Annotated in this window: 22 protein-coding genes; 16 read left to right on the top strand and 6 right to left on the bottom strand. The window is 66.2% G+C overall.

Going from position 1 to position 19,753, the window contains the following annotated elements:
• Positions 1–42: 42 nt before the first annotated feature.
• Positions 43–1,248 carry an MFS transporter gene (locus tag BIV01_RS12495; protein ID WP_070417915.1) on the bottom strand — a complete coding sequence of 402 codons (1,206 nt, stop codon included), beginning with the start codon at positions 1,246–1,248 and terminating at the stop codon, positions 43–45.
• 356 nt (positions 1,249–1,604) lie between these two features.
• Between BIV01_RS12495 and nrdH the strand changes: the two genes are divergently transcribed.
• The 4 genes from nrdH (at position 1,605) to nrdF (ending at position 5,558) form a co-directional block, all read left to right on the top strand.
• Positions 1,605–1,838, top strand: coding sequence for a glutaredoxin-like protein NrdH (gene nrdH / locus BIV01_RS12490; protein WP_022904483.1), 234 nt, complete (start codon positions 1,605–1,607; stop codon positions 1,836–1,838).
• A gap of 108 nt (positions 1,839–1,946) precedes the next feature.
• Entirely contained in the window at positions 1,947–2,363 is a 417-nt protein-coding gene (gene nrdI / locus BIV01_RS12485; RefSeq protein WP_071303049.1) for a class Ib ribonucleoside-diphosphate reductase assembly flavoprotein NrdI, read from the top strand.
• A 17-nt stretch (positions 2,364–2,380) separates the two neighbouring features.
• On the top strand, positions 2,381–4,486 hold the full coding sequence (nrdE, locus tag BIV01_RS12480; protein WP_083295195.1) for a class 1b ribonucleoside-diphosphate reductase subunit alpha: 2,106 nt from the start codon (positions 2,381–2,383) through the stop codon (positions 4,484–4,486).
• A gap of 97 nt (positions 4,487–4,583) precedes the next feature.
• The gene (nrdF, locus tag BIV01_RS12475) at positions 4,584–5,558 is read left to right on the top strand and encodes a class 1b ribonucleoside-diphosphate reductase subunit beta (protein ID WP_071303048.1); all 975 of its coding nucleotides are present in this window, start codon (positions 4,584–4,586) and stop codon (positions 5,556–5,558) included.
• 200 nt (positions 5,559–5,758) lie between these two features.
• On the opposite strand, the gene BIV01_RS12470 is transcribed toward nrdF, so the two are convergent.
• Positions 5,759–6,046, bottom strand: coding sequence for a hypothetical protein (locus BIV01_RS12470; RefSeq protein WP_071303047.1), 288 nt, complete (start codon positions 6,044–6,046; stop codon positions 5,759–5,761).
• Between the two features lie 150 nt (positions 6,047–6,196).
• On the opposite strand from BIV01_RS12470, the gene BIV01_RS19390 reads away from it, so the two are divergent.
• From BIV01_RS19390 to BIV01_RS19815, 3 genes are all read left to right on the top strand, one after another.
• The gene (locus BIV01_RS19390) at positions 6,197–7,195 is read left to right on the top strand and encodes a hypothetical protein (protein WP_071303046.1); all 999 of its coding nucleotides are present in this window, start codon (positions 6,197–6,199) and stop codon (positions 7,193–7,195) included.
• A gap of 771 nt (positions 7,196–7,966) precedes the next feature.
• Complete coding sequence (locus BIV01_RS19820; RefSeq protein WP_175473713.1) at positions 7,967–8,137, top strand: hypothetical protein; 171 nt, start codon at positions 7,967–7,969, stop codon at positions 8,135–8,137.
• A gap of 96 nt (positions 8,138–8,233) precedes the next feature.
• Complete coding sequence (locus BIV01_RS19815; RefSeq protein ID WP_175473712.1) at positions 8,234–8,410, top strand: hypothetical protein; 177 nt, start codon at positions 8,234–8,236, stop codon at positions 8,408–8,410.
• Between the two features lie 52 nt (positions 8,411–8,462).
• Here BIV01_RS19815 and BIV01_RS12460 read toward each other — a convergent pair whose 3' ends face one another.
• A complete protein-coding gene (locus BIV01_RS12460; RefSeq protein ID WP_083414005.1) occupies positions 8,463–8,729 on the bottom strand; it encodes a hypothetical protein in 267 nt (88 codons plus the stop codon).
• A 317-nt stretch (positions 8,730–9,046) separates the two neighbouring features.
• Here BIV01_RS12460 and BIV01_RS12455 point away from each other — a divergent pair, with 317 nt between their 5' ends.
• Positions 9,047–9,451 carry a hypothetical protein gene (locus BIV01_RS12455; protein ID WP_071303045.1) on the top strand — a complete coding sequence of 135 codons (405 nt, stop codon included), beginning with the start codon at positions 9,047–9,049 and terminating at the stop codon, positions 9,449–9,451.
• A gap of 420 nt (positions 9,452–9,871) precedes the next feature.
• A complete protein-coding gene (locus BIV01_RS12450; RefSeq protein ID WP_139199337.1) occupies positions 9,872–10,186 on the top strand; it encodes a hypothetical protein in 315 nt (104 codons plus the stop codon).
• 201 nt (positions 10,187–10,387) lie between these two features.
• Here BIV01_RS12450 and BIV01_RS12445 read toward each other — a convergent pair whose 3' ends face one another.
• The gene (locus BIV01_RS12445; RefSeq protein ID WP_139199336.1) at positions 10,388–10,813 is read right to left on the bottom strand and encodes a hypothetical protein; all 426 of its coding nucleotides are present in this window, start codon (positions 10,811–10,813) and stop codon (positions 10,388–10,390) included.
• Positions 10,814–11,170: 357 nt separating this feature from the next.
• Between BIV01_RS12445 and BIV01_RS12440 the strand changes: the two genes are divergently transcribed.
• Both BIV01_RS12440 and BIV01_RS12435 read left to right on the top strand, forming a co-directional pair.
• On the top strand, positions 11,171–11,914 hold the full coding sequence (locus BIV01_RS12440; RefSeq protein WP_139199335.1) for a hypothetical protein: 744 nt from the start codon (positions 11,171–11,173) through the stop codon (positions 11,912–11,914).
• A gap of 32 nt (positions 11,915–11,946) precedes the next feature.
• A complete protein-coding gene (locus BIV01_RS12435; protein WP_071303041.1) occupies positions 11,947–12,174 on the top strand; it encodes a PLDc N-terminal domain-containing protein in 228 nt (75 codons plus the stop codon).
• 69 nt (positions 12,175–12,243) lie between these two features.
• Here BIV01_RS12435 and BIV01_RS12430 read toward each other — a convergent pair whose 3' ends face one another.
• Both BIV01_RS12430 and BIV01_RS12425 read right to left on the bottom strand, forming a co-directional pair.
• A complete protein-coding gene (locus BIV01_RS12430; protein WP_071303040.1) occupies positions 12,244–13,293 on the bottom strand; it encodes a methionine synthase in 1,050 nt (349 codons plus the stop codon).
• Between the two features lie 20 nt (positions 13,294–13,313).
• Entirely contained in the window at positions 13,314–14,273 is a 960-nt protein-coding gene (locus tag BIV01_RS12425) for a putative oxygenase MesX (RefSeq protein ID WP_071303039.1), read from the bottom strand.
• Between the two features lie 75 nt (positions 14,274–14,348).
• Between BIV01_RS12425 and BIV01_RS12420 the strand changes: the two genes are divergently transcribed.
• The 5 genes from BIV01_RS12420 (at position 14,349) to BIV01_RS12400 (ending at position 19,731) form a co-directional block, all read left to right on the top strand.
• Positions 14,349–15,293 carry a LysR family transcriptional regulator gene (locus BIV01_RS12420; protein WP_070417972.1) on the top strand — a complete coding sequence of 315 codons (945 nt, stop codon included), beginning with the start codon at positions 14,349–14,351 and terminating at the stop codon, positions 15,291–15,293.
• A gap of 133 nt (positions 15,294–15,426) precedes the next feature.
• Positions 15,427–17,328 (top strand): ABC transporter ATP-binding protein, encoded by a 1,902-nt coding sequence (locus BIV01_RS12415; protein WP_071303038.1) that lies wholly within the window; start codon positions 15,427–15,429, stop codon positions 17,326–17,328.
• A 75-nt stretch (positions 17,329–17,403) separates the two neighbouring features.
• Positions 17,404–17,976 carry a DUF2510 domain-containing protein gene (locus BIV01_RS12410; RefSeq protein ID WP_229085493.1) on the top strand — a complete coding sequence of 191 codons (573 nt, stop codon included), beginning with the start codon at positions 17,404–17,406 and terminating at the stop codon, positions 17,974–17,976.
• A 23-nt stretch (positions 17,977–17,999) separates the two neighbouring features.
• Entirely contained in the window at positions 18,000–18,491 is a 492-nt protein-coding gene (locus BIV01_RS12405; protein WP_071303037.1) for a GNAT family N-acetyltransferase, read from the top strand.
• A gap of 121 nt (positions 18,492–18,612) precedes the next feature.
• Positions 18,613–19,731 carry a GDSL-type esterase/lipase family protein gene (locus tag BIV01_RS12400; protein ID WP_175473711.1) on the top strand — a complete coding sequence of 373 codons (1,119 nt, stop codon included), beginning with the start codon at positions 18,613–18,615 and terminating at the stop codon, positions 19,729–19,731.
• Positions 19,732–19,753: the final 22 nt, after the last annotated feature.

The following is a 19,753-nucleotide window of genomic DNA, read 5'->3' as shown; positions in this document are numbered from 1 at the left end:
GTCGATCGACGCAGGGGACGTCGAAACACGCGTGTTTCGCGGCTAGGTGGGGATGTTGACCGGCTCGGTGTCGGGGATGGGGCTCGCGTCGCGACCACGCAGGTCGGGCAGCCAGCGCCTCGTGACGAGCGGCAGGACGACGCCGACCGCGGCCATCACGGCACCGACCATCATCCCGCCGGTCGCCCCCTGGCTGTCGATGAGGAACCCGGCGACCGCGGAACCGCCCGCTGCACCGATGAGCTGGCCGGTGCCCATCCAGCCGTACGCCTCGGCCGTGTCGGAGAACTTCACCGTCGCCGAGACCGAGCCGAACATGACGGCGAGGGCCGGAGCGATGCCCGCGCCGGCGATGACCAGGGCGAGGCAGAGCCACCAGAAGTTCGTGCCGCCCACGGCCAGCGCGAGTCCGACGAACACGATCGACATGCGCGTCCACAGGGTGTTGCGCGAGATCGGCAGGTGGCCCAGCGTGAGGCCGCCGATGAGCGACCCGACCGCGAAGACGGCGAGGACGATGCCGGCGTTCGGGCTGCCCTCGCCGAAGACGCTCGTGACGCTCGCCTCGACCGCTGCGCAGGCCCCGATGAGGAGGAGGCCGGTGAGGGTGGCGACGACGACCGACGGCCGCTTCAGGACGACGCCGAACGCGCGCTTCGACCGCGGGATGCGGACCCGGCCGAGCTCCGGTGACGCGATGAACCACGTGCCGCCGACCACCAGGAACACCATCGCCACGACGATCGCCTGGACGGTGCCGATCTGCGTCGCGACGAACGTCGTGATGACCGGGCCGGCGACCCAGATGAGCTCCTGCGCGCTCGCGTCGAGGGAGAAGAGGGGCGTGAGCTGCGACGAGGTCACCATCTTGGGGTAGATGGTGCGCACCGCCGGCTGCACGGGCGGGACGGCGAGGCCGCCCAGGAACCCGACGACCACGTAGGCCCACAGCGGCATGACGAAGAACGCGATGACGGCCATGCTCACGAGCGCGACGAGGCTCGTCAGGATGAGCACTGGCCGCATGCCCCAGCTGCCCATCCAGCGGCTGGTGAGCGGACCCGCGATCGCCTGCCCGATGCTCGTCGTCGCGAGCACGAGACCGGCGGCACCGTACGAGTCGAAGACGTGCTCGACGTGCAGCAGGTAGGCCAGCGACAGCATGCCGAAGGGGAACCGTGCGGTGAGCTGCGCGGCGATGACGCGACCCACGCCGGGAGTCTTGAGGAGGGGGCCGTACGTGCTCACGAGACGAGTGTACGGACCGGACGGATCGCCCTGTCACCCGTCCGGGGGAGGTGTGGACGGCGAGCTGCCCGCGACACGCCGACACGCTGATTCCACACATGTGGATCGACGCTGTCCACGGGTGTGGGGAAGTGTCGGTGGTCCGCTGGAGAATGGCGGAATCACGGGCCTCTCCGAGCTGTTCACACTGTGGAGGAGCTTGTGGAGAACTACACGGCTGTAACACTTCCTCTTGTGGTCGGTGACTCCGCCAGCCACTAGATGTAGTGTGGAGGCATCGCAGCGGCACCTCCCGGAACCTGCTGCACACAGGCACCAAGACAACCACCACAGCAACAGCAGAACCAGGGGAGATCATGGCCGTCACCGTCTACACCAAGCCGTCCTGCGTCCAGTGCACCGCGACGTACCGGGCGCTCGACAACAAGGGCATCCAGTACGAAGTGCACGACGTCTCCACCGACGAAGCCGCGCTCGAGCACGTGAAGAGCCTCGGCTACCTGCAGGCGCCCGTCGTCGTCACGGACGACGACCACTGGTCGGGCTTCCGTCCCGACAAGATCGCGACGCTCAGCGCCGAACTCGCGTAGTTCGACCCACGTCCGCGGGTGGTGACCCGAGCTCGTTCAGGAGGCTCGGATCACCACCGCAGGACACCCACGGTCCGTCTGTCCGCACCTTCTCATCGGAGGGGCACCATGAGCCGACTGGTCTACTTCTCGAGCGTGTCCGGGTACACCGCACGCTTCGTCGAGAAGCTCGGCCGTGACGCGGACCGGATCCCGCTCTACCCGAACGACCCGTTCCTCCACGTGGACGAGCCGTACGTGTTGGTGCTGCCCACCTACGGTGGCGGCAACGGGCAGGGAGCGGTCCCCAAGCAGGTCATCAAGTTCCTCAACGACGAACGCAACCGCTCGCTCATCCGCGGTGTGATCGTCGGGGGCAACACGAACTTCGGCGAGGCCTACGGCCTCGCGGGGGACGTCATCGCACGCAAGTGCAACGTCCCCGTCCTCTACCGTTTCGAACTCTTCGGCACGCCTGACGATGTGCAGGCGGTCAACTCAGGATTGGATGCATTTTGGACGCAGCAGTTGCAGACGTCGATCTGACGTCGCCGCAGACGGGGATGGACTACCACTCCCTCAACGCGATGCTCAACCTCTACGACGCGGACGGGAACATCCAGTTCGACAAGGACCGTGAAGCCGCGAAGCAGTTCTTCCTGCAGCACGTCAACCAGAACACCGTCTTCTTCCACAACCTGAAGGAGCGGCTCGACTACCTGGTCGAGAACGAGTACTACGAGCGCGAGACGATCGACATGTACTCGCTGGACTTCATTCAGAAGCTCAACGACCTGGCGTACTCGAAGAAGTTCCGGTTCCAGACGTTCCTCGGTGCGTTCAAGTACTACACGAGCTACACGCTCAAGACGTTCGACGGCAAGCGCTACCTCGAGCGCTTCGAGGACCGCGTGGTGATGACCGCCCTCGGCCTCGCACAGGGCAACGAGCAGCTCGCGATCGACCTCGTCGAGGAGATCATCGCCGGCCGCTTCCAGCCCGCGACCCCGACGTTCCTCAACACCGCGAAGGCCCAGCGCGGCGAGCTCGTCTCCTGCTTCCTCCTCCGCATCGAGGACAACATGGAGTCGATCTCGCGCGGCATCAACTCCTCGCTGCAGCTCTCGAAGCGCGGCGGCGGCGTGGCCCTGCTCCTCTCCAACATCCGCGAGGCCGGCGCCCCGATCAAGCAGATCGAGAACCAGTCCTCGGGCATCATCCCCGTGATGAAGCTGCTGGAAGACTCCTTCTCCTACGCGAACCAGCTCGGTGCTCGTCAGGGTGCCGGCGCGGTCTACCTCAGCGCCCACCACCCGGACATCATGCGGTTCCTCGACACCAAGCGTGAGAACGCCGACGAGAAGATCCGCATCAAGACGCTGTCCCTCGGTGTCGTCGTGCCGGACATCACGTTCGAGCTCGCGAAGAACAACGAGGACATGTACCTCTTCTCGCCGTACGACGTCGAGAAGGTCTACGGCATCCCGTTCGGCGACGTCCCGATCTCCGAGAAGTACCGCGAGATGGTCGACGACTCGCGCATCAAGAAGACGAAGATCAAGGCGCGTGACTTCTTCACCACGATCGCCGAGATCCAGTTCGAGTCGGGCTACCCGTACATCGTGTTCGAGGACACGGTGAACAAGGCCAACCCGATCAAGGGTCGGATCAACATGTCCAACCTGTGCTCGGAGATCCTGCAGGTCAACACCCCGACCACGTTCAACGAGGACCTCTCGTACAACGAGATCGGCAAGGACATCTCCTGCAACCTCGGCTCGCTGAACATCGCGCTGACGATGGACTCGCCGGACTTCGGTCGCACCATCGAGACCGCCATCCGCGGCCTCACCTCGGTGTCGCAGATGTCGCACATCACGTCGGTCCGCTCCGTCGAGGACGGCAACGACAAGTCGCACGCCATCGGCCTCGGCCAGATGAACCTGCACGGCTACCTCGCTCGTGAGCGCGTCTACTACGGCTCCGAAGAGGGCATCGACTTCACGAACATCTACTTCTACACGGTGCTGTTCCACGCCCTTCGTGCGTCGAACAAGATCGCGATCGAGACCGGCGAGACCTTCGACGGGTTCCGCGACTCGAAGTACGCGTCGGGCGAGTTCTTCGACAAGTACACCGACCAGGCGTGGACCCCCGCCACGGCTCGCGTCGCCTCGCTCTTCGACAACGCGAACATCACGATCCCGACGCAGGACGACTGGAAGGCGCTGAAGGCGTCCATCCAGGAGCACGGCATCTACAACCAGAACCTGCAGGCCGTCCCGCCGACCGGTTCGATCTCGTACATCAACCACTCGACGTCGTCGATCCACCCGATCGCGTCGAAGATCGAGATCCGCAAGGAAGGCAAGCTCGGTCGCGTCTACTACCCGGCGCCGTTCATGACGAACGACAACCTGGACTACTACCAGGACGCGTACGAGATCGGTGCCGAGAAGATCATCGACACGTACGCCGCGGCGACGCAGCACGTGGACCAGGGCCTGTCCCTGACGCTGTTCTTCAAGGACACCGCCACCACGCGTGACATCAACAAGGCGCAGATCTACGCATGGCGCAAGGGCATCAAGACGATCTACTACATCCGTCTCCGCCAGCTCGCGCTCGAGGGCACCGAGGTCGAGGGCTGCGTGTCCTGCATGCTCTGATCGCTCGCGCGATCATCTTTGGACTGGAGGCGCGGGGCGGCCCCGCACCGCGCCTCCAGTCCGTCACTTAGTCACCATCTCTTGAAGGAAACGTGCGTTGGTCGAGAAGCTGAAGCTCATTGATCGGGTCCAGGCCATCAACTGGAACCGCATCCAGGACGACAAGGACGTCGAGGTCTGGAACCGCCTCGTCAACAACTTCTGGCTGCCCGAGAAGGTGCCGCTGTCGAACGACGTGCAGTCGTGGAACACGCTGACGCCGGCCGAGCAGAAGCTGACCATGCGCGTCTTCACCGGCCTGACGCTCCTGGACACCATCCAGGGCACCGTCGGCGCCGTGTCGCTGATCCCCGACGCGATCACCCCGCACGAAGAAGCCGTCTACACGAACATCGCGTTCATGGAGTCGGTGCACGCCAAGAGCTACTCGTCGATCTTCTCGACCCTCGCGTCGACGCCCGAGATCGACGAAGCCTTCCGCTGGTCCGAGGAGAACCCGAACCTGCAGAAGAAGGCCCAGATCGTCATGGACTACTACCAGGGCGACCAGCCGCTGAAGCGCAAGGTCGCTTCGACGCTGCTCGAGTCGTTCCTGTTCTACTCCGGGTTCTACCTGCCGATGCACTGGTCGTCGCGGGCGAAGCTGACGAACACGGCCGACCTCATCCGCCTGATCATCCGTGACGAAGCCGTTCACGGGTACTACATCGGGTACAAGTACCAGAAGGGTCTCGAGCAGCTCACGCAGGCCGAGCGGGACGAGCTGAAGGACTACACGTTCTCGCTCCTGTTCGAGCTGTACGAGAACGAGGTGCAGTACACGCAGGACCTCTACGACGAGGTCGGGCTGACCGAGGACGTCAAGAAGTTCCTGCACTACAACGCCAACAAGGCGCTGATGAACCTGGGCTACGAGCCGATGTTCCCGAAGAACATCACGGACGTGAACCCGGCCATCCTGTCCGCCCTGTCGCCGAACGCCGACGAGAACCACGACTTCTTCTCGGGGTCGGGGTCGTCGTACGTGATCGGTAAGGCTGTGAACACTGAGGACGAGGACTGGGACTTCTGAGTCTGGTCTGATTCGTGGGAGCGCCCCGTTGGCTTCGGCTGACGGGGCGTTCTTCGTTCACGGGCGGAGTCGCTGATGCGGCCGAATAGGGGGCGCTCATCGAGATTCGTTCCGGACGAGCTAGGTGACACGCGAAGGCCGTGGAGCGCATGCCGCGGGAGGCTGTGCCCGATGGACGACCGGCTAACGGACGCCAAGAGTCATGTGCCTGTGTAGTGGATCTCGACGTTGCCGCCGAGCTCCCTAGCGAGGTGTTCGCTCAAGCGTTGTCCCTCGGCGTACCACTCCGCATCACGTTCCTTCGAGACGAGCCACGGCTGATTCATTCGCGCGTGGTCGAGGTAGTAGTCGGTCCAAGCGCGGAGCTTCGAGGTGAGCCCGGGCGACAGCCCGAGCGATGACGGGGTGAGCATGCCGCCGTCCCAGAGCGGCCACTGGGCTTCGTAGTCGCAGAACATGTTGATGCGACGGCGCTCCCAATGGACCATGCTGACAACCTAGCCGCGACCGGACACGGATCCACCGTCGAGATTTTGACCTGCGGCCGAGACAACGTTGACGGACCGGGAAGCGGCGGCTGAATAGAGGGCGAACCAGCCCCAGCTGTTGAATGTTCCTCGCTCTGGGAGGATCGAGCCATGATTCAGATCCGGCAGGAGCATCAGCTCAACCCCGTTTCAGAGCCTGTCAGCGCTCTTGTCGCTGTCACGCGCCCGATTCTTGTGGGGCTGCTGCATTCGATTGGGGAGGAGTATCTGGAGCCTCACGGTGGTCGAGAGGGCCTGCGCCTAAAGAATCTCGGTCGAGTGCGTAAGTCGAGCGATGGTGATTTGGGGGTCGCATTCGAGTATGCAGTGCACGACGCAGTGATGCGGCAAGAGCCCATCATCAGTGATCGCGTCGCAACTGCACTGGGGCAGGTTCGTATCACCGAAACAGAGCCCAAGTCGATTCTTTTCGCAATCGAGAAGTCGGGCTCGAAGCAGCTCGTCGACACCAAACGTGAACTGATCACCCCCGATTCCCGTGTGCTTTCGGGAGGACGAGGCCAGCCGGTGAAGCTGCAGGGATACATGAACCAGCTTGCGGCGGCATTCCATCGCCCTGCGTCTCGTCCGCAATTGCCGCGCAGTATTCAAGGCCTGTGGAAAGCCGATCTTTTCCTCGGGTCAACGGGGCGTGACCACTGGGTGGGCACTACAGTGAAAATCAACCCGTCAAGGCTGGAAGCTGCCGCAGGACTCCGGATAGCGATCGTTCCGTCTTCGGCGGGAGCTTCCGATGCCGTTCGCGTGGATGAACAGAAGAACCTCGTCGTGTGTCCAGTGCCCCACGACTTCAGTTTCATGCAGACTTTCTTCGAGGGCATGCGCATTGTGCAAATGCTGGTCGCGCGCGACTTCAACATGCCGAGCGACTCTGACCTGCCGAACCCAGCGCATCGCGAGGTTGCGAGGATCTACGTAGAGCGACGCGATTCGAAAGTCAGTGAGGTTCTTGACTCGGTCGGTGTCTTCGCCCAGCCCGAACTCCTTCAGACGACCCCAGAAGACGTGACTGCTGCCCTGTTCGAGACTGAGCAGGGACCACGGACCTCAACTGTTCTCGGTCCAATGCCTCGGAGCACCTCGGATTGACACTGGCGAGGTGACCGGCTCGATGCGGCAATCGAGCCCGTGCGCGTACCTGTAAGCGCGACGAGACATCGGATCTCCCTAGCCGATCGGCTAACGAGCGCCGGTTCAGAGTTCGAGGAGTGTTGGGCGGACGCTCATGCCGAAAAAGAAGCATTCTGGTGGGTGGGGTATTCATCGCTCAAGTTGTGAGCAATCTAGCATTTCCCGGATTGAGAATCTTGTTTCTCCTTTTACTTGCCATTCCTCGGGAGTATCTGAAGCGTTCAGATCGGGTCGTTCTTGCAGTCGGCGCGATGGCCAGCATTATTTTCCTGATTTTCGGCGTAATCGAATTCGTGTCCGGTCCGTCTATCGGGTACGAGTTTAAATAGCGCGGGTCGCGGCGCTATTACGGCGCTGCTCCGCGAGAGATTCGGCGTGGCGAATGGTTGCGCCGCAACAGAGAGAGGTGCGGCTTCGGCCGCGCCTCTCTCTGTTGCCTCAGATGGGCTGATCAGAGTGTTTGCAACCCTACGGTTGCGAGACGTCTCGCAGTGCGTTCCACTCTCCCAAAACAGACCCAGCGTTGACCGCCTTGCAGCCATGCCTCGCAGGCGCTCGGTGGCTCACGCGTGATGATGGTGAGTTGCGAGACAGGGCAAACGCAGCTCCCGAGTGCGAAGCGGATGGCGTCGTCGGAAACTACAGCAGCGCTGGTATCGGTGTCCGGTAGCCGATCCGCTCCTGAGGCAGCTCGGACCTGCCAAGCACCGGACGACGTAGATTGCGGTCATGGCGAAGTTCTGGGTGTTCCTTCTTTGTGGACTGGCGCTTCTACTCTCGGGCATAGCGCAACTCGTCGGCAACGGCTCGGGTCGCGTCGTGTTCGGGATCCCGCTCGTGATCATCGGCGTGGTCTGTGTAATCGCTTCCCTCGTGTCCCGCTTTCGAGCAACCCGATGAGAGCTGACCGGCGACGCACCCGGTGCGCGTTCTGGCCTCAGTAATCAGTCTCGACAGCCGACCCGCTACGGGGACGGTCGGAGGTACGGTGACCCAATGAACCGTTCGAACGCCCTGTGGCTCATGTTCGCGCTGCTCGGCGTGGTGTTCCTTGGAGCCACAGCCGCCTTGTTCGCGCACGAATCATCGAGGCTGTTCGGATGGATCACCCTCATCAGCGCCATCGTCATCATGGCGAGCGCCTGGTTGGGCTACAGACGTTCCAAGCTGTGAAATGGGGGTGCCGAGCGTTTCGATAGCCGATCGCCTTCCGGGACAGTGCTGGCTAGTCCCGCAGGTAGCCGGTCGTTGGGTCTATCTCCAGCAGAAATTCGCGGATCTGCGCGATGAGGTCCGTGTCTGTGAGGTGCGCTGCTAGCAGCGCCGAGCGTTCCGGAACGCTGCCGGCGCCGGCGAGCGTTCCCCCGAACCCGTAACCAGGATTCGGGCCGGTCAGCCAGGTCAGCTGATATGACGGGCCATCGATCGTCAAACGGAAGGTCTCCCCATCGACAACGATTCGCCGGCTTGGTTTTGCGCTGATCTTCGCCATCGTGGATGTCCTTCCCTCGGATGGAAGCGTATGGCTAGCGAGCCTTCATACGAGGGTTCGGGCTCTCCGAGCCGTTCGGTAGCCGATGGGCTACGGAGACGGGTTGAAGCGAGCGTCGCGAACAAGATCCGCATCCTCCCGGTTCTCGGCGAAGACGGGCACGTGGGTCGGCGGCGATGGTCCGTGCGGGGGACCCAGCAAGACACTGCCTGGGCTTGACAGGCAACATGTGCGCCGGGCCGACCATGTCGGGGCTGCCTGGCCCTGTGATCGGGAGTGGCAGGCAGCGTGGCGCTGCTCCACGGCACACTAGAGCCATGAGGCAGGAAGACAACGATGACGAACTCTTCCCGCTCGGGCCCCGTGACCGCCACACGCACTCGATTCAGTCTCCCGCAGGCTGGAAGGATCTAGCGGTCACGCTGACGTTGTTCGGTCTGAGCCTGCCGATGCTCGTTGTTGGTTGGTTCGGAGTCCTGCTCTCGATGTTCGCCTTCGACGCGTGCGGTGACGGGGGATGCAACTACACCGCCGGATCGGTCGCCTACTTCGGCTTCCCGATCGCGGCCGCCTTCAGCACAGTGCTTTGGGCGTCCGTCGCTCACCGCCGCCGGCGGACCCGCCGTCGCGCGTGGATGTCTGGAGCAGCAGCAGTTCTTAGCATCGTCGCCCTGTTTTCCCTCGCTGTGACCGTCGTCCATTTTGCAGCGCAGCCAAATTGAGCTGTCCGGTCCGGATACCGAAGGCGTGCATCTATGGCTGTCCAACGTCTCACAGCCGGATTGGCTAGAGCGATGGCGTCGGGCGGCGAGAAGGGATTGGCTAGCTATTGTGCCGATCAGGGTAGGCTCCTGACCACCGACATATCAGGAGCCGGTTAGTCGACCGTGCTCAGCACGAGTCAAAGCGGTAGCTGCCACCGTTCCGTGGTCGGCTAGGGAACGCTGACGGCACCGCGCACGACGGGTTGAAAGGTCACGGATTTGATCACGCGTCAGCGGCGTCTCGCGGTAGGGGTGGGAGTATTCGCCGCCGCTCTCGCCCTGGGGGGCTGCACCGATACTCACCATGACCCGTCCCCCTCGAACACGAGCAACCCGGCGTCGACTCCGTCGGCGGCCGTGTCCGCTTCAACAGCGCCGGTGGTCCACATTGAGCCGGCCGACGATGGAGTGACGGTCATCAACACCGTCGACGATCAGCAGGGATCGTCCTTGCTAGGAGACTTCACGGCGAAGAAGCGCATCGCCTTCGTCTACGTCACCTGCTCAGGACCGGGCAACATCGATCTCGTCGTCAAGCCCCTGGGGACGTACCAGCTCAACTGTGACCAGACAGGACCGGGGTCGTTGAACCAGTTCGAGGTGGGCGTCGGCGCGTCCTACGCGGTGACCATCAACGGCCGAGACGGTCAGACATGGGCAGCGACCATCGCCGAGAGCGACACGGGGAACTGACCTCGAGATCCGCTGGCGCCCGAAGCTGGAAGTACCTCATCCGCCTCGAAGCCAAGCCGCAGTGAACTGCGCGGAGGAGAGGCAACGGTCGCAAGACCCGATCTGTTGAGACGCCGACACACGCTCGCCTCAAGAATCCCTAGGGCATGGCCGCTCGCAGGGGGAAAGGCAGCATCAGCGAAAAACCCCGCTCTGGCACCGTTACGCCGGCGGCGTCGTCCCCGCACCGTCGGTGTCATCCGCACCCGCAGGTCCTGTCCCGGCCTGGTCGAGGTTCTCGTTCGGGTCGCCCATGTCCCCGGTCGCCGCGCCAGCTGCGGACAGCCCGAAGTGTTTGCGGACAGCATTCACCTCAGCGAGCGACAGGGTGTGATCGGCGCCGAGGGACGGCGCGCCCTGGATCGAGCTCTTCGCGTACCCGACGTGCAGATCCGTGCCGTCGAAGGTGGCGTCTTCGACCGGGACGAGCACTTGATGCCTCCCCAGCAGTCCCGTCGCGACGCTGACGTAGGCAGCACTGCCGTCCTCGTCGGAGGGGAACACTTGCGTCACCTTGCCGACCGTCGCGCCGTCGCGATCACGGATCGTCGCGCTCTCGACCTGATGGATGAGGCTCTTGGGGATCATGGCCACAGTCAACGCCGTGCGTCTGACGCTTCGCCCCCGACGGTGCGATCCAGCCTCCGGACAAGGCTCGGTCGATGCCGCGCCAGGTCCATCGCAGGCGAAGACGCTCTCGACCGCTCCACGCTCCGCCTCATCACCGACATGTGAGCTGCGGCCCCGCCCGTCGCCCTCAGATCCGGGGCCCGACGGTGTGACCCGACGACGGGCGAGCCCTCCCGTTGCCGAAGCCGCGCGGCGTGGCACCTTCGAGCTCATTCCGCACTTGCGTATCTGATGTATCAAGTACTTGAATGGTGTTGTCGGCAATGCGGCCGGCGACGAGGCCGGCGCTGGCGCCGGAGGACGAGGGGAACGTTGATGAAGCATTCGACCAATGGGCGGATCGTCTCGATCGGCGCAGCGTGCGCTGTCGTGGCAGCATCTGTCATCGGAGCAGCCCCGGCCAACGCTGTGGCACTGGCGCCCGCCGCGAGCGATGAGGTCCCTCCGCGCACGCCCTCGGCAATGTTGTCGGCCATCCGCGCTGAGCTGGCTGCTTCCGGGTCCTTCTCCGACGTTGCGGCCTTCGACCGCCTCAGCGCCGATCAGCGCCACGAACTCGCCTCGTACTTCCTGGATCCAGCTGCAGCGTCGGCGGCAACGGCCGAGTCGACCGAGAGCGTCCTCGGCCCGACGACCGTTCGCACGAGCGGGGACTTCGAGTGGGGAGCTGCGCAAGAACCGTCAGAGGCCGTGTCTGATGAGGGCTCGATCGAGGCCAGGGCGTCGCGATCGTCCTGGGGGACGCAGTGGTTCGCCTTCGCCGGCATCCGGCTCACCGAGACCAAGGTCTCGATGTCGTACGAGTACAGCGGCACGACAGCGAAGAAGATGCTCGGCTACTCGTGCACCGTCGTCAGGAACGTCCAGCCCTTCACGGAGGTGAGAACCTCCAAGAGCAGCGGGTACGTCACTGGCGGGCAGGCCACGGCGAAGTGCAAGGTCACTGTGAAGCGCGGGGTGCTGACTCCGTGGGGAACGATCGCCTGGAGCACCTACTCAGCGGTCCAGCGCCTCAGCGCGAAGGGCAACGGCGCGATCACCGCCAACCGCTGGGAGTGAACGAGGCTGCACGACGGACCAAGGAGGAAACCATGAACCCATTCGTCCCGACAGCATTCGACGGCGCGCTGATGGCCCTGTCGGTCGTCGCACTGCTCCTGGCTCTCGCGGCCTTCATCTCCCTGTTGCTCGCCACGACGGCCTCGGGCTGGCGTCTGCTCGCCTGGGCCCTCGTCATCCTCTTCGTCCCGATCGTCGGGCCGGCAACGTGGTTCGTCGCCAGGCGACGTGAACGGTCGGTCGCGCGCGGTCAAGGGTGACGCCAGGACCAGCGGGACCTGTTCAGCGGACGGTTGTCGCGCCTCCAGGCCAGACCGAGAGCTGAGCGCCTAGCGCGCCGACGGGACCGTGGCGTCGACGAGCTCCGCCCGCACGATGTCCGCACCAGCGGACAGTGCACTGAGCTTCCCCAGCGCCGCACCCCGCGCCAGCGGCGCCATCCCACAGTTCGAGCTGGGGATGAGCTTGTCCGCATCCACGAACTCGAGCGCCCGCCGCAGCACCTCCGCGACCTCGTCCGGGGTCTCGACGACCTCGGTCGCGACGTCGATCGCCCCGAGCATGACCTTCTTCCCCCGGATGAGCTCCACGAGGTCGAGGGGTACGTGGGAGTGGATGCACTCCAGCGACACGATGTCGATCGACGACTGCTGCAGCAGCGGGAACGACTGCTCGTACTGCCGCCACTCCGCCCCGAGCGTCTCCTTCCACCTGTTGTTCGCCTCGATGCCGTACCCGTAACAGATGTGCACGGCGGTCTCGGCGCGGAGGCCCTCGGTGGCGCGTTCGAGGGCGGCGACGCCCCAGTCCTGCACCTCGTCGTGGAAGACGGTGAAGGCGGGCTCGTCGAACTGGATGATGTCGACGCCGGCGGCCTCGAGCTCCCGGGCTTCCTGGTTGAGGATCGTGGCGAACTCCCACGCCAGCTTCTCGCGAGACTTGTAGTGCTGGTCGGAGAGCGTGTCGATCATGGTCATCGGCCCGGGGAGCGCCCACTTGATCGGCCGGTCGGTCTGCGCGCGGAGGAACTTGGCGTCGTCGACGAACACCGGGGCGGGGCGACTCACGGCGCCGACGACCGTGGGGACGGCAGCGTCGTAGCGGTCGCGGATCCGGACGGTCTCCTTGCGCTCCTGGTCGATGCCGTCGAGGTGCTCGATGAACGTCGTGACGAAGTGCTGGCGGGTCTGCTCGCCGTCGCTGACGATGTCGATCCCGCGGTGCTCCTGCTCGTGCACGGCGGATCGGAGCGCGTCCTGCTTGCCCTCGGTCAGGGCGGCCCCGTCGAGCTGCCAGGGGGACCAGAGGCGCTCGGGCTCGGCGAGCCAGGACGGCTTCGGCAGGCTGCCGACGATCGCGGTGGGGAGGAGAGAACTCATGGAGGTGACGGTCCAGACGGTCAGCGGGCGGGGACGGGCTCGGCAGCGAACTGCGAGAGGAGCGCGTGGTGTGGCGTCACGAGGTGCTCCTCGGTCCACCGGCCCTGGGTGATCCCGAGGCGGCTGCGCTCCTCGCGGTCGTAGGTGACCGGCGTGGGCGTGAAGTCGGTGTGGTCGAGGGTGGGGCGGTAGGTGCTGCCGGCGGGGGTGTTCGCGGCGTAGATCTCCGGGCGGTAGATCTTCTGGAACGTCTCCATGGTGGCGATCGTGCCGATGAGCTGGAGGTCCGTGTAGTCACCGGTCAGGTCGCCGCGCGTGTAGAACGCGAGCGGGGCCGACGCTCCGGCGGGCTGGAAGTACCGGACCCGCATGCCCATCCGGCCGAAGTAGTCGTCGGTGAGCGAGGAGTGCTCGTGCTCGTACTCGGCACCGAGGACGGGGTGGACGTACCCGGTCCGGCGGTAGGTCTGGCTCGTCGAGACGCTGATGCAGACGACGGGCTCGGCGCCGAACTCCGAGCGGAACGCGGGGGACTCAAGGAAGCGCTGGAAGAGCGCCCCGTGCAGCACACCGAAGTCGGACGGCAGGCCCGGCGACGACGGCAGCAGCACCGAGAAGTCGTAGTCGCGCAGGTACGACGAGAAGTTGTTGCCGAGGATGCCGTGGTGGTGCTCACCGGTGTGCTGGTCGACGATCGTGACGTCGAGCATCTCGAGCAGCGGGAACTCGGCGTCCGATCCACCGTCGGAGAACTGCAGTGCGGCCGAGACGATGTCGAGCTGCAAGCGGTAGCGATCACCGGCAGCCGAGAGCTCGTTCGCGCGCCCGTCGATCATCGCCAGCGCGGCACGGAGGTTCTCCTGCCGGCGCTCGCCGCGCGCCAGGTTGGCGAAGTTCGTGGTCAGCCGGGAGCTGTCCGACGGGGAGTAGTCCTCGTCGAACCGGGTCCGGGTGATGCTGAAGGTGATCTCGCTCGCCATGATGCATCGATCATGGCGGGATCCCGAGGCCATCAGGTAATACCGAGACACTATGCGGCGGTATAGCCTCGGCCTATGGCCCGGGTCTCGAACGACATCACCCTGCAGCAGCTCCGGTACTTCATCGAGGTCGCGACCGAGGGCTCGATGAGCGCCGCGGCCGATCTCCTCTACGTGTCGCAGCCGACCATGTCCGCGGCGATGAAGGACCTCGAGACACGGATCGGACGCCCGCTCTTCACCCGTTCGGCCCGGGGCGTCGTGCTCACCGTCGACGGCGTCGAGTTCCTCGGGTACGCCCGGCAGGTCGTCGAGCAGGTCTCCCTGCTCGAGCAGCGGTACGTCGGGCGGCAGGCGTCGCGTCGACTGCTCGGGGTGTCGGCGCAGCACTACTCGTTCGCCGTCGAGGCGTTCGTCCGGATGGTCGAAGCGGCGGCCGCGGACGAGTACGAGTTCTCGCTCCGCGAGACGCGCACCTGGGACATCATCGAGGACGTCCGCACCCTGCGGAGCGAGGTCGGCATCCTCTACCGCAACGACTTCAACAAGCAGGTCCTCGGCAAACTGCTGCGGGACGCCGGTGTCGTGTTCACCCCGCTGTTCGTCGCCCAGCCGCACATCTTCGTCTCCCGGCGGAACCCGATCGCGTCACGGGAGCGCGCGACCCTCGAGGACCTCGCCGACCTGCCCCGACTCACGTTCGACCAGGGCGCGAACAACTCCTTCTACCTCGCCGAGGAGATCCTGTCGACGATGTCGAGCAAGCGGGAGATCCGGGTGTCGGACCGGGCGACGATCTTCAACCTCATGATCGGCCTCGGCGGGTACACGATCTCGACGGGCCTCATCAGCGACGACCTCGACCCCGAGATCGTCGCCATCCCGCTCGACGTCGACGAACGCATCGAGATCGGGTGGATCGCCCACGCCTCGGTTCCCCTCACCGTGCAGGCGCAGGCGTACCTGGACGAGTTGCGAGCGGTGGTCACGAGTTACGGCGTCGAACCGCTCGCGCGGTGACCAGCCTGGAGGCGCGACCCGCCTCCGCCAGGCGGGTCGCGCCTCCAGGCTCCCGCGACCGGCGCGGGGCGCGACGGACCGCCGTATCCTGGCTGCCGGCCCGCGTCGACTCCGCGGTGCGGAGGGAACTGCCATGAGCATGGAAGGCGCGGCCTGGAGCTCGCTCTACAAGATCTCCACCGCCAAGGACGGCAGGAACGGGTTCTCCCGCGAGTCGCTCCGGCGCATCATGACGTTCGCGACGCCGTACCGCGCCAAGCTCGTGGTCTTCATCGCGCTCTCGATCGTCGGCGCGTTCCTCGCGGTCGCGACTCCGGTGCTCGCCGGCCAGGTGGTCGACGTCATCGCCGCTCGTGGCGCGGTCGGCACGATCGTCTGGCTCGCGGTGGTCATCGCCGTCGTCGCCGTGGCCGACGCTGCCTCGTCGCTCGCGACCCGGTGGTACTCCGCCCGCATCGGTGAAGGGGTGATCCTCGACCTGCGGACGGCGGTGTTCGACCACGTGCAGAAGATGCCGATCGCCTTCTTCACCCGGACCCGGACGGGCGCGCTCGTCAGCCGCCTCAACAACGACGTGATCGGAGCGCAGCAGGCCTTCAGCGGCACGCTGTCCGGCGTGGTCACGAACCTCGTGGCGCTCGTCCTCACCCTCGCCGTGATGCTCAGCACGTCGTGGCTCGTGACGGTGATCGCGGTGCTCATGCTGCCGCTCTTCCTGGTGCCGGCTCGCCGCATGGGTGGTCGACTCGCGGCCCTGCGTCGCGAGGCCGCCGACCACAACTCGGCGATGAGCACGCAGATGACCGAGCGCTTCTCCGCTCCCGGAGCCACCCTCGTGAAGCTCTTCGGTCGGCCGGAGGAGGAGTCCGAGGAGTTCCGCGTCCGTGCGGCGCGCGTCCGGGACATCGGGGTGCGCACCGCGATGCTGCAGTTCGTCTTCGTCACGGCACTGACGCTCGTCGCGGCCCTCGCCCTCGCGCTCGTGTACGGCCTCGGCGGGGTCCTCGCGCTCGGCGGCCAGCTGAACACGGGTGACGTGGTCACGCTCGCGCTCCTCCTCACCCGGCTGTACGTGCCGCTGACCAGCCTCGCGAACGCCCGTGTCGAGATCATGAGCGCGGTGGTCAGCTTCGAGCGGGTGTTCGAGGTCCTCGACCTCGAGCCGCTCATCCAGGAGAAGCCCGGCGCCGTGGCCGTGCCGGACGGTCCGGTCGCGGTGGAGTTCGACGACGTCCGGTTCGCCTACCCCTCGGCGGACCGCGTGTCGCTGGCGTCGCTCGAGGAGGTCTCCACGCTCGACACCCGCGGCGGGGACGAGGTGCTGCACGGCATCTCGTTCCGGATCGAGCCCGGACAGACCGTCGCGCTCGTCGGGACCTCGGGCGCGGGCAAGTCCACGATCGCGCAGCTGCTCTCGCGGCTCTACGACGTCGACCAGGGCGCCGTCCGGCTCGCCGGCGAGGACGTCCGCGACGTGACCTTCGAGTCCCTCCGGCACACGATGGGCATGGTGACCCAGGACGGGCACCTGTTCCACGAGACCATCCGCTCGAACCTGCGGCTCGCGCGGCCGGACGCCTCCGACGACGAGGTGTGGGACGCGGTCCGCCGCGCGCGCCTCGAGACGCTGATCCGGTCCCTGCCGGACCAGCTCGACACCATGGTGGGGGAGCGCGGCTACCGGCTGTCCGGCGGGGAGCGGCAGCGGATGACGATCGCGAGGCTCCTGCTCGCCCAGCCGCGGGTGGTCATCCTCGACGAGGCCACGGCGGCCCTCGACTCCACCTCGGAGGCCGCGGTGCAGGCCGCGCTCAGCGAGGCGCTCGAGGGACGCACGGCGATGGTGATCGCGCACCGACTCTCCACCATCCGGAGTGCGGACCAGATCCTCGTCGTCGAGGACGGCTCGATCGTGGAGCGCGGGACGCACGAGGAGCTGCTCGCGGCGGGCGGGCGGTACGAGGAACTGCACCGGACGCAGTTCGCGGTGCAGAAGGACGTCGCTCCGGACGAGGTGGGTCCGGCGATGGCGTAGGTGCACTCGGCCGCCGTGCTGCACTACGGTCGGGGCGGGGGTTCGATGCTCCCGCCGACCCCCGAGGAGCGCACCGTGTCGTCACCGACGCCGCCAGGCTGGTACCCCGACCCGTCCGGTCAACACGCCACCCGGTGGTGGGACGGCACCCAGTGGACCGTGCAGGTCGGCCCGCCGCCCGCGCAGCTGCCCCGCCAGCGGCTCCCCGAGCACGTGCCGACGGACACCGTGTTCGTCTGGGTCCTCGCGCTGCTCCCGCTGCTCTCCCTCCCCGTCACCTTCCTCTACGAGCCGCAAGTCCGGTACGGCGTCGGTCCGGGAGGCGTCCGGACGGTCGACCCGACCTCGATCTACACCGCCGGGTACTTCCTGCTGCAGGCGTTCTCCGTGCTCCTGTACGCCGCGAACGTCGTGCTCGCGTTCTTCGACCACCGGGTCCTCGGTCGGCGGGGTGTCATCCGGCCGTTCTCGTGGCCGTGGGCGTTCCTGTCGCCGATCGTCTACGTCATCGGCCGGTACGTCGTCGTCCGCAAGGTCGCACCCGGACGGCCCATGTGGCCGCTGTGGATCAGCATCGCCGTCGTCGTCATCGGCATCATCGTCGGGATCGGTCGGGCCGTCGCGGTGTTCCAGCAGCTGCTCCCGTAGTCGTCACCGGACGAGGACGAGTCGTGCCCTGCACACGAGCGACGAGCGACGACCTGGACGAGTTGCGGACGTTCCTGCTCGAGGCCGACCTGACGGTCGCCGGCCTCGACTCGCCGGCCGTGCAGATCTGGCTCGAACGCGGACCCGAGGGCGGGATCACCGGCAGCACCGGATTCGAGCTCAGCGCGGACGGCGCGCACGCCCTGATCCGGAGCGTCGCGGTGTCCGGCTCGATGCGGGCGTCCGGGGCCGGTACGCGGCTCGCGCGCTTCGCGCTGGCTGAAGCGGCTCGAGCGGGCGCGGGTCGAGCGTGGTTGTTCTCGCGGCGGTCGGGGCCCTTCTGGCAGAAGCTCGGCTTCACTCCCGCAGACCGCGACGTGCTCGCTTCCGTCCTGCCCGGGACGCAACAGGTGCGCCTCTTCACGTCGACCGGGCAGCTCGGACGCGAGGTCGCGTGGTCACTCGATCTCGTCAGTGGTGACGTCTCGTTCCGGGTCCGCGAGCGGGGCGCGTAGCATTGCCCGACCCGGCGCTCGGTCGCGGAACACACCCCAACGCACGGGAGGCAACGTGAACGGCCCACTGCGGAGCACTGTTCGTGGACGGCGTCGAGGGGGAGCCCGGGTCGTGGCCGGTGTGGCCGTCGCACTCCTGGGCATCGTCGTGTCGGGGTGCTCCACGCAGACGGCCCCGAAGGCCGCCGATCCCCTCGCCACCTGGAACGCGGCCGTGGCCGACCGGGCCGACGAACCCGCGAACTGGGTCGCTCTGGGGGACTCGATCACCGAGGGGCAGGGCGCCTCCGCCCGCTCCACCCGGTGGATGGACCTCACGCTCGACGGGCTCCGCACGGAGCACCCGACGGAGGGGGTCACCGGTGGCGCCGGGTACCTCCCGGCGCAGTTCGCCGTGTACGGCCCGGACTCGACGTGGGGTGACTGGGCGACCGCGAGCACGGGGTCGAGCCAGTTCGACGCCACCGCACCCGACCTCGGCTACCGATCGGTCGCGATGCAGGCAGGCGCTTCGCGCACCTACGCCTTCACGGGCACCGGGATCGACATCTGGTGGGCGCGCTACCCCGGGTCCGGCGACTTCACCTACAGCGTCGACGGAGCCGCACCGGAGACCGTCGCCACGACGGGGACCGCCAGCACCGGCACGACGACGACGGTGGACGGGTTGTCGAGCGGGGAGCACACGGTGACCGTCACCGCGGTCTCGCCGTTCTTCCTGCTGGGGTTCACGATCTTCGACGGCGACGGCGACCGGGGCAAGGGCATCCACCGTTACGATTCCGCCCACTCCGGAGCGACGATCGCGACCTTCACCGAGGACCAGGAGGGCTTCCTGACAGCGATGCGTCGTGCTGCCCCGGACCTCGTCACGATCACGCTGGGTGGCAACGACGCGTCGAAGCTCACCCCCGAGGAACTCGGGACGCAGTACGTGGCGTTCCTGAAGGCCCTCGCGGCGCTCCCCACGAAGCCCTCGCTGCTCGTGATCGGTGAGTTCGACCCGGCCTCGAGCATGACGGACGGCATGGCGAGCCCGTGGTCGACCTACCTCGCCGAGATCGAGAACGCCGCAGCGAAGGGTGGCGCTGCCTTCGTCGGCCTGGCGGACGCTCTCCCGCAGGCCGACCACTCCGGCACGGGGATCTACTCGACGGACGGCATCCACCCGAACGACTCCGGCCAACGGCGGATCGCCAAGCTCGTGCTCGCCACCCTGGCTGCGCACGAGGACGACTGACGGACTGGAGGCGCGGTGCCAG

Origin of the sequence: Curtobacterium sp. MCBA15_013 (assembly GCF_001865095.1) — a bacterium.
Classification (GTDB): Bacteria; Actinomycetota; Actinomycetes; order Actinomycetales; family Microbacteriaceae; genus Curtobacterium.
Note: the sequence above shows the minus strand (reverse complement) of the source record. Positions and strands in the feature narration are given on the sequence as shown.